Raw genomic sequence first — 13,777 nt, 5'->3', positions numbered from 1 at the left:
AAGGCTTGCCCGACTTTCAGTGTGGGTAAGCCTTTGTAAATCCCCTAGCCTCTCCCCGCGCTAAGCCGCAAAATCAGTCTGCAACAAATTGCAATTTCTGTGACGAGAAACCAGACCATTTGTTACAATTGAATGCAATTTGTCGTTTTGCACATTTTTTGCCAAAACAAGGACTGTTCAGCGCGCATTTACCGCGATGCTATTAAAATAAAAACAGCGAAGATATCGCAGCGCGTTCAGGCATTACGTTAATCGATGTACCAGGAATCGTGAATGGAACTACTAACCCAACTCTTAAATGCCTTATGGAGCCAGGATTTCGAGACTCTCGCTAATCCATCCATGATTGGTATGCTCTATTTTGTCTTATTTATGATTCTGTTCCTTGAGAACGGTCTACTGCCGGCTGCCTTCCTGCCGGGTGATAGCCTGCTGGTGCTCGTCGGTGTGCTGATTGCCAAAGGGGCAATGGGCTTCCCGCAAACCGTCTTCCTTCTGACTGTCGCCGCCAGCCTCGGCTGCTGGGTGAGTTACATCCAGGGCAAATGGCTCGGCAATACGCGTATCGTCCAAAACTGGCTATCGCATCTTCCCGCCCACTACCACCAACGCGCGCACCATCTGTTCCACAAACACGGCCTTTCCGCCCTGTTGGTGGGCCGCTTTATTGCCTTCGTCCGTACCTTGTTACCGACCATTGCTGGTCTTTCCGGGCTGAATAACGCTCGCTTCCAGTTCTTCAACTGGATGAGCGGCCTGCTGTGGGTTCTGATTCTGACGACTCTGGGCTATCTGCTTGGTAAAACCTCCGTCTTCCAGAAGTATGAAGACGCGCTGATGTCATGCCTGATGCTGCTGCCGGTCGTGCTGCTGGTATTTGGCTTGATAGGCTCACTGGCCGTGGTGTGGAAGAAAAAATACGGTAATCGAGGGTAATTATGGGGTCTAACCACATTCTGATCCGCCGATTCGCACTCAGCCTGAGCGTGATGCTGATGTTATGCATCATGCTCTGGCTGTGGGCTGCGCTTCAGCGCGAAGAGTCCACGCTGGCGATCCGCCCAATGAACCAGGCCAACATGCCCGATGGCTTCTCCATCTCGCACCACCTGGACGCCAACGGCATTCGTTTTAAAAGCATCACCCCGCAGGACAATGCGCTACTCATTACCTTTGAATCCAGCGAACAAAGCGCGGCGGCAAAACGCGTTCTGGATAGCACGCTGCCGCATGTGTACGTAATCGCCCTGCAGGATGAAGATACCGATCCGGCAAGCTGGCTGTCCCTTCTTCGTGATACCTCTCATCGATTTGGTTAGCCACTTCCAGGATTCTGAATAATTTCACCGACTTTGGTGATTTTGTAATTTACTTACTATGCTTAGTGTTGTGAATGTGGCAACGCCGCTACTCACAAACTGGGAAAAGTACATAATAGATGTACTTCGCACAATGGAAGGCTCATACATGAAATACCGCATCGTACTTGCGCTCACTCTCGCTTCGCTTAGCGCGAGCGCTGCAGCAACATCACTGTGTCAGGAAAAAGAGCAAGACATCCAGCGCGAGATTGGCTATGCCGAGAAGCATAACAATCAACACCGTATCGACGGTCTGAAAAAAGCGCTGAGTGAAGTGAAAGCTCACTGTACTGACAGCAAACTACGCGCCGATCATCAGGAAAAAATCGCTGACCAGAAAGATGAAATTCGCGAGCGCGAGCAGGATCTGAAGGAAGCGAAACAGACTGGAAGTGCGGACAAAGTGGCTAAACGTGAGCGTAAGCTTAAAGAAGCCCAGCAAGAACTTAACGCGCTGGAATCCCGCGCGTATTGAGTCAAAACCCTTACAGGAGAGATACGATGGCTAAAGATTCGACATCAGAACAGTTACGTGCAGAGCTCAAAGCCCTGTCCGATACCCTGGAAGAAGTCCTGAATACTTCCACCGATAAATCCAAGGAAGAGTTAAGCAAGCTGCGCAGCAAAGCGGAAAGCGCGCTGAAAGAGAGCCGCGACCGTCTGGGCGAAACCAGCGACGCGCTGGCAAAACAAACGCGTGAAGCTGCGGCTAAAGCCGATGGCTACGTGCGTGAAAATCCGTGGACCGGCGTCGGTATCGGTGCAGCCGTAGGCCTGGTACTGGGCGTTCTGCTGACCCGTCGTTAAGCATGAACGATTCTCACCACGCACAAGGCCCGGGAAAGAATATCCTGGGCATGGGTCAGCGTATCGTCACCCTTGCGGTGCAGATGGTGGAAACGCGGCTGCGATTAGCGGTCGTCGAGCTGGAAGAGGAGAAAGCTAACCTCATCCAACTGCTGTTAATGGCAGGGCTTACCCTGCTGTTTACCGCTTTCGGCCTGATGAGCCTGCTGGTGTTGGTCATCTGGGCGGTTGATCCGCAGTATCGTTTACACGTGATGATGGCAACCACCGGCACGCTGCTCTTGTTGGCATTGATTGGCGGAGTCTGGACAATACGTAAGGCCCGTCGTTCAACGCTGCTGCGCCACACGCGCCATGAGCTGGCAAACGATCGTGCTCTGCTGGAGGATGATAAGCCATGAATCCACGACAGGCGCGAGAGGAACGCAAAGCCTTTCTGCTGCGGGAAATTCAGCAGCAGCGGCTCGATTTAATCGCTACCCGCCGCGACTGGCTCGATGCCACCGAGGTCTACGACCGTGGCTGGAGCAAACTTGTCAGTTTGCGCTCGTGGGCGATTGTCGCCAGCAGCGCCATGGCCGTGGTTTCACTGCGTCATCCCCGGTTTCTGGTGCGCTGGGCCCGTCGCGGCCTTGGCATCTGGAGCACCTGGCGCATGGCCAAAAACCTGCTGCGCTAAGCCGTTGCGTTAATTACCCCGGTATCTTAGCAAGGGTATTTCACTAAATACCCTTGCTAAGTCCTGCCCGCTTGCTAGTACACCCCATACCGATATTCCCCATCAATCCACTCGCTGCCATACATCGTTGCTCAGATTCTTTGAAGAAGTTCAATAGTTTTCCTTGCTAACAATTGTGATACACCGCGGTTATATTTCTCTCCATCGACAGCAGATACACGCTATCGACGTGTAAACGCTCAATAATATGGTTTAACTACCCGCAAGGTTCTCTGGAGAGAAAGATGAAAAAATTAGAAGATGTTGGTTTCCTGGTTGCTCGTATTCTGATGCCTATTCTGTTTATCACAGCGGGCTGGGGCAAAATCACCGGGTATGCGGGTACACAGCAGTATATGGAAGCAATGGGCGTCCCAGGGTTCCTGCTGCCACTGACCATCCTGCTTGAGTTCGGCGGCGGTCTGGCGATTCTGTTCGGTTTCCTGACCCGTACCACTGCGCTGTTCACCGCAGGCTTCACCCTGCTGACCGCGTTTATCTTCCACAGCAACTTTGCGGAAGGCATGAACTCTCTGATGTTCATGAAGAACCTGACCATCGCTGGCGGCTTCCTGCTGCTGGGTATCACCGGTCCAGGCGCATTCAGTATCGACCGTGTACTGAATAAAAAGTGGTAAGCGCACTATACTGAGTTAACTAAAAAGCGAGGAGATATCTCCTCGCTTTTGCTATCTATACTCGGCGTAGCTCAAGCGACAGCGCGCCCAGTATTAAAAGGAGAACATCATGGGACAATTAGTCGATGGCGTCTGGCAAGACGTCTGGTATGACACCAAATCCACCGGTGGACGTTTCCAGCGTTCAGTCTCCGCCTTTCGTAACTGGCTGACCGCCGACGGCGAACCCGGTCCAACCGGCAACGCAGGCTTTGCCGCCGAGAAAGATCGCTATCACCTATATGTTTCTCTTGCCTGCCCTTGGGCGCACCGCACGCTAATTCTCAGAACCCTCAAAGGACTGGAGCCATTTATCTCCGTTTCCGTCGTCAATCCGCTGATGCTGGAAAACGGCTGGACTTTCGATGCTGACTTCCCGGCGGCGACGGGCGATGCGCTCTATCAACACCAGTTTCTCTATCAACTCTATCAACACGCCGATCCAGGCTATTCCGGTCGCGTGACGGTGCCGGTGCTGTGGGATAAAAAGAACCAGACTATCGTCAGCAACGAATCAGCCGAAATCATTCGCATGTTCAACACTGCCTTTGATTCACTTGGGGCCAAAGCCGGTGACTACTACCCGCCTGCGCTGCGCGAACAAATTGATGAGCTGAATGGCTGGATCTACGACAACGTGAACAACGGCGTCTACAAGGCCGGTTTTGCCACCAGCCAGGCCGCCTATGATGAAGCGGTTGAGAAAGTCTTTAGCTCGCTGGACCGCCTAGAAAAGATCCTCGGACAGCATCGCTACCTGACGGGTAATCAGCTGACCGAAGCCGATATCCGCCTGTGGACCACGCTTATTCGTTTCGATCCGGTCTATGTCACCCACTTTAAGTGCGACAAACACCGCATCAGCGACTATCTGAATCTGCACGGCTTCCTGCGCGATATCTACCAGATGCCGGGCATCGCGGACACCGTCAACTTTGACCATATCCGCACGCACTATTTCCGCAGCCACAAAACCATCAACCCGACCGGCATTATCTCCATCGGGCCGTGGCAGGATCTGGATGAACCGCACGGGCGTGACGAACGTTTCCGCTAAGCGCACAGGGCATCGTTCATCGATGCCCTAATTAATTCACCCCATCAATATTTACCACCTTTTCATTCGCGACTATCCTTAGCTTGATCGCTTTAAAAACAAGTGATTAATGATCAACAGAGGCATGAAAATGGATTGGTATCTCAACGTTCTACGTAACTATATTGGATTTGGCGGCCGCGCCCGTCGCAAAGAGTATTGGATGTTCATCCTGGTGAACGTCATTTTGACGGCCGTGTTAAGCGTGGTGGATAAAATGCTGGGCTGGCAGCGTGCCGGTGGCGAGGGGATCCTCACCACCATTTACGGCATTCTGATCTTTCTGCCCTGGTGGGCCGTGCAGTTCCGGCGTCTGCATGACACTGACCGCTCGGCATGGTGGCTATTGCTGCTGCTTATTCCGATCGTGGGCTGGATAGTGATTATTATCTTCAACTGCCAGAACGGGACGCCGGGCGATAACCGCTTTGGGCCAGACCCGAAACGCATTCCTTGATTGTATTGCACAATCAGGTAGCCCGTAGCCGGTGCTGTCGCACCGACTACGGGTGAAATCTCACCCGCGGATAACCACCTTCTATCTGGCGGTCAGCAGTTTCTGGATTTCACGCAGGCACCAGGATTTGGCTTCGCCCATACTGTCGCGTCGCCAGGCCATGATGATATCGATCTCACTGCTATACTCCGGGCTCACCACCCGCAAACGCCCCTGCGCAATATCATCCTCGACGAGCGGATACGGCATGGTCGCCACCCCTAACCCGGCCAACAGCGCCTGGCGTTTTTCTTCCATCGACGTCACCGTCAGTCGCGGCTGTTTATCGAGTAATTGCACCGTCAGCACCGGGCGTTCGCGTGCGGTATCGGCAATCGCCACGCCACGATACTTCACGCGCGTCACTTCGGAAAGCGGTTCCGCTTCCTGGTGAATTGGATGATCCGGCGCAGCAACATACACATTCATTACCGAATACAGTTTGCGTGAGTTGATCTCCGTCGATGAACGGAAATGCATATCCGGCGCAATCACGATGTCTGCACGCCCCTGCTCCAGACGCTCCCAGGCACCTGCCAGCACTTCGGTGATAATCGACAACTGGGTGTTGGATTTGGTGGCCAGCTTCTCCACCAGCGGGAAAAGCGTCGGCGTTGGGATCAGCGCCTCTGCAACGATGGTGAGATGCGTCTCCCAGCCGCGCGCGAGGGCTTCTGCATCGGTGGTCAGCTTATCCGCCGCTTCCAGCAGCACCCGCCCGCGTTCCAGCAGCATGCGCCCAACGTTGGTGAATTTTGTTCGATGACCTGAGCGGTCAAATAACACCACGTCCAGCTCTTCTTCCAGCTTTTGCATGGTGTAGCTCAGTGCCGAAGGCACACGGCCCAGCTCATCGGCCGCGGCGGCAAAGCTGCCACGTCTGTCGATAGCGTCCATTACTCGTAGTGCTTCCAGCGTCAGTGCTCTCTCTTTAGCCATGGCGTTCTCATTCAGGAAATTTGAACATACCGGGCAGAATATCTGGCTAACAATGCAGCGTCCATACCTTTACCATTGATTTAGTGTAAAGGAGGGTCAAGAAAATGATTACCACAAGAACAGCAAAACAGTGCGGACAGGCTGACTTCGGTTGGCTGCAGGCCCGCTATACCTTCTCTTTTGGGCATTATTTTGATCCGAAACTGCTGGGTTACGCCTCTCTGCGCGTGCTGAATCAGGAAGTGCTTGCGCCCGGCGCCGCCTTCCAGCCGCGAACTTACCCAAAAGTGGATATCCTGAATCTGATTCTGGAAGGTGAGGCTGAGTATCGTGATAACGAGGGCCACCACATTAAGGTCAAGGCCGGTGAAGCGCTGCTGATTGCCACTCAGCCAGGCGTCAGCTACAGCGAACATAATCTCAGCAAAGATAAATCGTTAACCCGGATACAAATCTGGCTGGACGCCTGCCCGGAACGCGAGAACTCGCGCGTGCAGAAGATGAAACTGCATGATGCCGCGCATCAATTGCTGGCATCTCCGGACGGCAGCGAAGGCAGTCTGCAGCTGCGCCAGCAGGTCTGGCTGCATCATATTGAGCTGGATAAAGGTGAGCAGGTTAATCTGCAACTGCACGGGCCACGCGCCTATCTGCAGTCGATTCACGGTACGGTGCACGCGGTTGCTCACGATGCCGAAAAACAGGCCTTAACCTGTGGCGACGGCGCATTTATTCGTGATGAAAGCAATATCACCCTGGTGGCTGATACCCCTCTGCGCGCTTTACTGATAGATTTACCGGTATAGCATCTTCAGGGAGCCGGGGAAAATGAGTAAGAGAAACAAGAGGCAGCAGCGCACGGCGGATGTCGTAACATCGGCACCCGTGGTCACGACCCCCGTAGCGTTTGGGTTTGAAGAGATGCTCAGCGAGCTGGAAGCCATCGTGACAGAAGCGCAAAACCGCCAGGCCGAAGAGGCCGAAGCGGCATAAAGACGCGGGCCCCGGTCAGAAGCCGGGGCGCTCGGCTAAGCGATTTTACTCGCCATAATTTCAATCACCTGTTTGTCGGTTTGCTGCATAGAGCGGCAGGCCAACGCGCAAAGGTTGCTAATCGACTGTTCCACATCGTTTGCCACGATGCCTTCATTGCCGGTGACGGCCGTTTCATCCAGCGCCATCAGCACTGCTTTCCACGCCGAAGACACGCTGGTAGAAACCTTCATCGCACAACTGTTGGACGCGCCATCGCAAATGATGCCGCTCACATCGCCAATCATGCTGCTGATAGCCATGGCGATACAGCGGTAGCTGCCATCAATCAACCAACAAATCCCGGCAGCGGCGCCCATTGAAGCGGTCGTCGCGGCGCATAGTGCGGACAGCATCGGCAGCTGATGGTGAATGTAGATAGCCGTCATATGCGACAGGATCAGCGCACGCGCCATTTTCTCCTGTGAACACTCCAGATGTTCAGCCACCACCACCACCGGCATGGTGGCAGCAATGCCCTGATTTCCCGAACCGGAGTTGCTCATGGCAGGTAAACAGGCCCCGCCCATGCGCGCATCGGATGCCGCCGAGGTGCGGATCATAATGTCGCTGAGCAAATCTTTCGCCAGTAGTCCGCGCTCACGCTGACGCTGCAAAGTGGCGCCAATGTGCAGGCCATATTGGGCGCGCAGCCCTTCATGGGACAACGCATCGTTGAGCAGGGCCGCATCAAGAATAAAGCCGATTTTTTCAAACGGTACCTGCTCGGCAAACTCCACTACCTGCGCCAGCGTTACGTTCTCCAGCGATACCGCCGGCTCTTCTCCAGCCCCCCCACAGCAGCCAGCATCCAACAGCACGACGCCATTCTTCACGATACGAACAACCCGCGTGTGCCCTCCCGCAATGGTCACCGTCGCAGACTCATCCGCCGTATAAACGGTCGCGCTGGCGTACAGCACTTCCTCGCACGGCTCCTGAATCGTTACCGAGACCTTGCCGCTGGCAAGCAGCACCTTTCCCGCCGCAATGGCGTCAACCGACGCGCTTTTCAATACTTCCAGCCCGGCCTGCGGATCGCCGCCCAGGGCCCCCACGGCGGCGGCAATCGACAGCCCCACCATCCCCGTGCCCGGTACGGTGACGCCCATACCGTTTTTCATCAGATTGGGTGAAACTTTAGCGTCAATATGGCTCACGCGACCGGCGAGGTGCGAGGCTGCGATGGCGCTGGCTAACGCCAGCGATACCGGCTCGGTACAGCCCATCGCAGGTTTGACGTTCTGTTTTACCGCCTGAATCAGCACGCCCCACAGCGGATTCATTTTCACTTCATCCATTTTTACCACCAATTAATCAAGAGAATGCCAGGAACGGAGACACGCACAGCAGCAGACCGGTGATGATAATGATCACCAGGGAGACACCTTTGTATTTGTGTAACGCCGGCACTTTGTAAACCAGCCAGGCCGGGATAAGACAGCCGACCATACCAAAGATAGGACTACAGATAGAGGTGAAGCTCAGCACCGGCGCGTTGAGTACAATCGCGCTCCACGCCAGCAGGATGGCGAACAACATGATCCCGCGCTGCACCAGCTTCTGGTTGATTTTTTCTTCCGGCATTTTGCGGCGCAGCAGGTTAATCACAATCCCCTGAGTCGCTTCGCGAAAGCCAAGATAAACACCGAAGAAAGCGGTCATCACCGCAAAGATATTGAGGATAACGCTGACCACGGTCACCCATGCCCCTGCGCTCCCGTTGATAAACTGTGCCGCAATCGCCAGCGCCGAGATATTCTGCTCATAGGCTTTGACCGCTTCATCATGGCCCATCGCCAGGGTGAATGAGACGGCGTAGAAGAAGACCACCACAAACAAAATGCCAAAGGCGATATTCATGGCACGCAGTGCCTTATGGCGGGCAACTTCGCGTGACTTCTCCTTCGAACGATAAGAGATAACCATCGGGCTCAGGGTCTGAATAAACAGGATCGAGGTCAGCGTAAACGGCAGCGTGATGATGGCATTTTTAATCAGCAGCCCCATCGGCGGCAGCGTGCCGGCGTTATACAGATGCCACATCCCCACCATCGACGCGCCCAGCGCGGCGACCACCAGCAGCTTGGTCAGCACCATAAAGCTGGAGACCTTAAACAGCAGCTTTTCACCCCTTGAAGAGATTGCCACCAGCACGCAGATAAGCCCCAAACCATAGAATGGATTCTCGGAGAGCAGGCCGTCGGTGACGCCGAACGTGTGCAGGTAGGAAGCGCTATCGTTGGTGATGGCAGTGGAGTAGACGAACATCCAAATCACCAACATGATGAAATAGAGCGCGCCCAGTAAAATGCCCCAGTTTTTACCCAAGTAGCCGCTGATCACGCTCGGGTAGTCTTTACACTCCGGTGATTCTGCCAGGGTATTAATAAACAGACGCTGGAACAAATACATGGCCGGATAACCGACGATAGAAGAGAGCAGGAACACCCACAGGCCCATTAATCCCACCTGGACGGGCAGAAACACAATCCCCGCACCGATAGCCATGCCGATACTCATGATGACCCAGCCCACATCGGTACTGTCGAATTTTATTGCCGCTTGCCATTCACTTTCCGACATGCCCGCTCGTGCCGCCGCGCTAGAGGTTTGTGTCGGTGCAACTGAGATTGTTTCCATAACAAAGTCTCACTCTTGGTTTGTAGGGTTTATTGTTTTAATACAGATTGATATTCCACATATTTTTAGCAATGCATGGTTATTAACCACATTTTTTATAGTGGATAGATGATAGCGCGGGTTAAGGAGAAAAAACTTGCCACTGCTGGCATGGGAAACGTCATAGGGAGAAAAAAATGCTCCATATAGCGAGATATGGGTAAGTTAATTTCTATCCTTACCAATTCATAAAGGATTTATATATTTCACCGCCACACAAAATCAATGTAACGCATTGTTTTATAATACATTGTGTGTTTATGGTGATTTCTGCACGCCCGCATGGCGCGGCCATTTTGTGAGACAGCGCAAACCGGCGAGTTAATGGGTTGTAACTGTCAGCGCCAGCAAAAAATGATGGCTATCACAGTGTCAGATTGATTTAGCCAATAACTCCAATGTTTGTAGAAAAAATGTAAGAAAACAAAATAATACACTGCTTATATGATCTGGCCTGTGGCAGCCCGCGGCCGAAAAAAAACGCCCCGGGCCATCAGGCCAGGGGCGTTGCAACGGATCGTATCCACACGCTTACGACGTCATTGTTTTTGGCACAATCAACTAATCACACAGCACTTTAATCGCCAGGCCACCGCGCGACGTTTCGCGGTATTTCTCGTTCATATCCTTACCGGTTTCATACATGGTCTCGATAATTTTATCGAGAGAAACCCGCGCTTCGCTGGTGCGTTGAATCGCCATCCGCGCCGCGTTAACCGCTTTTACCGCATTGATAGCGTTGCGTTCGATACAAGGGATTTGCACCTGTCCACCCACCGGATCGCAGGTGAGCCCCAGATTGTGCTCCATGGCTATCTCCGCGGCCATGCACACCTGCTGCGGGCTGCCGCCAAGCAGCTCGGCCAATCCCGCGGCCGCCATCGATGCCGCTACGCCGACCTCGCCCTGACACCCGACCTCTGCGCCGGAAATCGAAGCATTGCGTTTATACAGCCCACCAATCGCGCCAGCGGCCAGTAAATAACGGGCGATGGAGTTCCCGTTCGCCGTGCGCCTGAACTTATCGTAATAGGCCAGCACCGCCGGTACGATGCCGCACGCGCCGTTGGTTGGCGCGGTCACCACCCGACCACCCGCCGCATTCTCCTCGCTCACCGCCAGCGCAAACATGTTGATCCAGTCGATCACATTCATCGGATCGCTGGAGGTACTGTCGCTGGAGACCAGCTGTCGCCGCAGCGCGACGGCGCGGCGCGGAACGCTCATCGGGCCCGGCAGCACGCCTTCCGTATTCATCCCGCGTTCAATGCCGGTACGCATGACGTGCCAGATGCGGGTCAGACCGATATCAATCTCGCTCTGGCTTCTGAGCGCCAACTCGTTTTGCATCATCAGGCCAGAAATAGAAAGCCCGTGCTCTTTGCACTGCTGCACCAGTTCGCTGGCGGAATGGAAGGGATACGGCACAGGTTGTTCAACCTCAAACTCCTGGCCAAATTTCGACTCTTCAACAATAAAACCGCCGCCGGTGGAGTAGTAGGTTTTGCTGAGCAAAATCCCCTCTTCACCCCAGGCGGTAAAGCGCATCCCGTTTTCATGGCGCGGCAGAGCTTCATTATGGAAGATGACATCGTCGCTAAGGGAAAACGGCACTTCCGCTTCACCCTGCGCCACGCTGAGCAGCCCGCTACGCTCGACGGCGCGCATAAACGGCTGCATGGCATCGATGTCGACGCTGTCAGGGCGATTGCCCGCCAGCCCCATAATCACCGCGACATCGGTCGCGTGTCCTTTCCCGGTGAGGGAAAGCGAACCGTAAAGATCGACCGTCAGGCGTGTGGTCTGGGGTAAAAAGCCCCCGGCCGCCAGTTCATCAATGAAGGATTTTCCGGCATTCATTGGCCCCACGGTGTGTGAACTAGACGGCCCAACGCCAATTTTGAACATATCGAATGTGCTAATCATATCCGTGACCTCGATACGGCTTCAGAGACGGGCTGCCGGATGGCAGCCCGGTGTAGCAATGCGCACGCAGGTCGAGGGTTAGATTGCCTGAGTAAAGGTGCGCGAAATAACGTCCTGCTGCTGCTCGCGGGTTAATGCATTGAAACGCACCGCATAACCCGAAACACGAATGGTTAAGTTCGGGTAATTTTCCGGGTGGGCAATCGCATCCAGCAGCATGTCGCGGTTCATCACGTTGACATTAAGATGCTGCCCGCCTTCAATTGACGCCTCATGGTGGAAGTAACCATCCAGCAGCCCGACAAGGTTGGTTTTACGCACGGCATCCTCTTTGCCCAGCGCCGCCGGGACAATCGAGAAGGTGTACGAAATCCCGTCCTTCGCGTAGGTAAACGGTAGCTTCGCCACCGAGGTCAGCGAAGCCACGGCCCCTTTACGGTCACGGCCATGCATCGGGTTTGCACCCGGCGCAAACGGCGTTCCTGCGCGGCGACCATCCGGCGTGTTGCCCGTTTTTTGCCCATACACCACGTTGGAGGTGATGGTCAGGATCGACTGAGTCGGTACCGCGTGACGGTAGGTTGGCAGCACTCTGATTTTCTTCATAAAGCGTTCGACCAGGTCGCAGGCAATGCTGTCCACGCGCTCGTCGTTGTTGCCATATTGCGGATAATCACCCTCAATCTCGAAATCGATAGCCAGACCATTTTCATCACGAATCGGCTTCACGCGGGCGTGTTTGATGGCCGACAGAGAATCCGCCGCCACCGACAGCCCGGCGATACCGCAGGCCATGGTGCGATAGACATCGCGGTCATGCAGCGCCATCAGCGAGGCTTCATAGCTGTACTTATCGTGCATGTAGTGAATGACGTTCAGCGCACTGATGTACTGCACCGCCAGCCAGTCCATAAAGTGGTCGAGGCTTTCCATCACCGATTCATAGTCCAGCACGTCGTCCATCAGCGGCGCGGTTTTCGGCCCCACCTGGATCTTCAGCTTCTCATCCACCCCACCGTTGATCGCGTACAGCAGCGTTTTTGCCAGGTTGGCACGGGCACCGAAGAACTGCATCTGCTTGCCGATGACCATCGGGCTGACGCAGCAGGCAATGGCGTAATCATCGCTGTTAAAATCAGCGCGCATCAGGTCGTCATTTTCATATTGCAGCGATGAAGTGACGATAGAGACCTGCGCGGCGTACTGCTTAAAGGCCGGCGGCAGCGCTTCCGACCACAGGATGGTCAGGTTTGGCTCCGGTGCCGGGCCCATGGTGTGCAGCGTATGCAGATAGCGGAACGCGTTTTTGCTCACCAGCGTGCGCCCGTCCAGCCCCATCCCGCCGATAACCTCCGTCGCCCAAATTGGGTCGCCGGAGAACAGCGTGTCGAATTCCGGCGTACGCAGGAAGCGCACCATGCGGATCTTCATAATGAAGTGGTCGATAAGCTCCTGCGCCTGTTCCTCGGTGAGACGCCCTTCCTGCATGTCACGTTCAATGTAGATGTCGAGGAAGGTGGCGGTACGCCCGAGCGACATCGCGCCGCCGTTTTGCGATTTCACCGCTGCCAGATAGGCGAAATAGAGCCACTGCACCGCTTCCTGCGCATTGAGCGCCGGACGGGAAATATCGCAGCCGTACTTGGCCGCCATCTCCTGCATTTGCAGCAGCGCGCGGCGGTGCTCAGCCAGCTCTTCACGCAGGCGCAGCGTGGCTTCCAGATCCTGGCCCCACTCCATTTTGGTTTGCAGATCGGCAAACTGCAGTTCGCGCTCACGCACCAGATAACGGATGCCGTACAGCGCTACGCGGCGGTAATCGCCGATGATGCGTCCACGTCCGTAGCCGTCCGGTAAACCGGTCAGTACGCCCGATTTACGGCAGCGCAGCATATCCGGGGAGTAAGCATCGAATACGCCCTGGTTATGGGTTTTACGCAGCGAGGTATACTGATATTCAAAATCAGCGTCCATTTCGCGACCATAAGCTTCAAACGAGCTTTTGATCATATTGATGCCGCCAAACGGGTAATGACTCCAACT

Annotated in this window: 16 protein-coding genes; 11 read left to right on the top strand and 5 right to left on the bottom strand. The window is 54.6% G+C overall.

Annotated features, from left to right (window positions below; all coding sequences use genetic code 11):
- The first annotated feature begins 273 nt into the window (after positions 1 to 273).
- The 9 genes from yqjA (at position 274) to LZ634_RS20390 (ending at position 5,116) form a co-directional block, all read left to right on the top strand.
- A complete protein-coding gene (yqjA, locus tag LZ634_RS20430) occupies positions 274 to 936 on the top strand; it encodes a DedA family general envelope maintenance protein YqjA (protein ID WP_234508484.1) in 663 nt (220 codons plus the stop codon).
- A 2-nt stretch (positions 937 to 938) separates the two neighbouring features.
- Complete coding sequence (gene mzrA / locus LZ634_RS20425) at positions 939 to 1,319, top strand: EnvZ/OmpR regulon moderator MzrA (RefSeq protein WP_234508481.1); 381 nt, start codon at positions 939 to 941, stop codon at positions 1,317 to 1,319.
- Between the two features lie 148 nt (positions 1,320 to 1,467).
- Positions 1,468 to 1,836, top strand: coding sequence for a DUF1090 domain-containing protein (locus LZ634_RS20420; protein ID WP_234508479.1), 369 nt, complete (start codon positions 1,468 to 1,470; stop codon positions 1,834 to 1,836).
- Between the two features lie 26 nt (positions 1,837 to 1,862).
- Entirely contained in the window at positions 1,863 to 2,168 is a 306-nt protein-coding gene (locus LZ634_RS20415; protein WP_052283711.1) for a DUF883 family protein, read from the top strand.
- A gap of 2 nt (positions 2,169 to 2,170) precedes the next feature.
- Complete coding sequence (locus tag LZ634_RS20410) at positions 2,171 to 2,569, top strand: phage holin family protein (protein WP_234508476.1); 399 nt, start codon at positions 2,171 to 2,173, stop codon at positions 2,567 to 2,569.
- On the top strand, positions 2,566 to 2,847 hold the full coding sequence (locus LZ634_RS20405) for a YqjK-like family protein (RefSeq protein ID WP_234508474.1): 282 nt from the start codon (positions 2,566 to 2,568) through the stop codon (positions 2,845 to 2,847). The genes LZ634_RS20410 and LZ634_RS20405 overlap by 4 nt, the downstream gene beginning before the upstream one ends.
- Positions 2,848 to 3,131: 284 nt before the next feature.
- Positions 3,132 to 3,524: a DoxX family protein gene (locus LZ634_RS20400; protein WP_234508472.1), complete on the top strand. Its 393-nt coding sequence runs from the start codon at positions 3,132 to 3,134 to the stop codon at positions 3,522 to 3,524.
- Positions 3,525 to 3,633: 109 nt separating this feature from the next.
- Entirely contained in the window at positions 3,634 to 4,620 is a 987-nt protein-coding gene (locus tag LZ634_RS20395) for a glutathione S-transferase family protein (RefSeq protein WP_234508470.1), read from the top strand.
- Between the two features lie 130 nt (positions 4,621 to 4,750).
- Positions 4,751 to 5,116, top strand: coding sequence for a DUF805 domain-containing protein (locus LZ634_RS20390; protein ID WP_234508468.1), 366 nt, complete (start codon positions 4,751 to 4,753; stop codon positions 5,114 to 5,116).
- Positions 5,117 to 5,197: 81 nt separating this feature from the next.
- Here the strand turns inward: LZ634_RS20390 and LZ634_RS20385 are convergent, their stop codons facing one another.
- The gene (locus LZ634_RS20385; RefSeq protein ID WP_234508466.1) at positions 5,198 to 6,094 is read right to left on the bottom strand and encodes a LysR family transcriptional regulator; all 897 of its coding nucleotides are present in this window, start codon (positions 6,092 to 6,094) and stop codon (positions 5,198 to 5,200) included.
- Positions 6,095 to 6,198: 104 nt separating this feature from the next.
- Between LZ634_RS20385 and LZ634_RS20380 the strand changes: the two genes are divergently transcribed.
- Positions 6,199 to 6,900, top strand: a complete 702-nt coding sequence (locus LZ634_RS20380; protein ID WP_234508465.1) for a pirin family protein — start codon at positions 6,199 to 6,201, stop codon at positions 6,898 to 6,900.
- Between the two features lie 22 nt (positions 6,901 to 6,922).
- Positions 6,923 to 7,087, top strand: a complete 165-nt coding sequence (locus LZ634_RS20375; RefSeq protein ID WP_234508462.1) for a hypothetical protein — start codon at positions 6,923 to 6,925, stop codon at positions 7,085 to 7,087.
- 35 nt (positions 7,088 to 7,122) lie between these two features.
- On the opposite strand, the gene LZ634_RS20370 is transcribed toward LZ634_RS20375, so the two are convergent.
- The 4 genes from LZ634_RS20370 to pflB form a co-directional block, all read right to left on the bottom strand.
- Positions 7,123 to 8,427, bottom strand: coding sequence for a serine dehydratase subunit alpha family protein (locus tag LZ634_RS20370; RefSeq protein WP_234508460.1), 1,305 nt, complete (start codon positions 8,425 to 8,427; stop codon positions 7,123 to 7,125).
- 16 nt (positions 8,428 to 8,443) lie between these two features.
- A complete protein-coding gene (locus LZ634_RS20365; RefSeq protein ID WP_234508457.1) occupies positions 8,444 to 9,769 on the bottom strand; it encodes an amino acid permease in 1,326 nt (441 codons plus the stop codon).
- Positions 9,770 to 10,369: 600 nt separating this feature from the next.
- Positions 10,370 to 11,734, bottom strand: coding sequence for an L-serine ammonia-lyase (locus tag LZ634_RS20360; RefSeq protein WP_234508455.1), 1,365 nt, complete (start codon positions 11,732 to 11,734; stop codon positions 10,370 to 10,372).
- A gap of 78 nt (positions 11,735 to 11,812) precedes the next feature.
- Positions 11,813 to 13,777 (bottom strand): formate C-acetyltransferase (pflB, locus tag LZ634_RS20355; RefSeq protein WP_234508454.1); only part of this gene is annotated, 1,965 nt, incomplete at its 5' end.

Source organism: Kluyvera intermedia (assembly GCF_021440345.1).
GTDB classification, from domain to species: Bacteria; Pseudomonadota; Gammaproteobacteria; order Enterobacterales; family Enterobacteriaceae; genus Kluyvera; species Kluyvera intermedia_A.
This window is presented reverse-complemented; position numbering and strand designations above follow the sequence as displayed.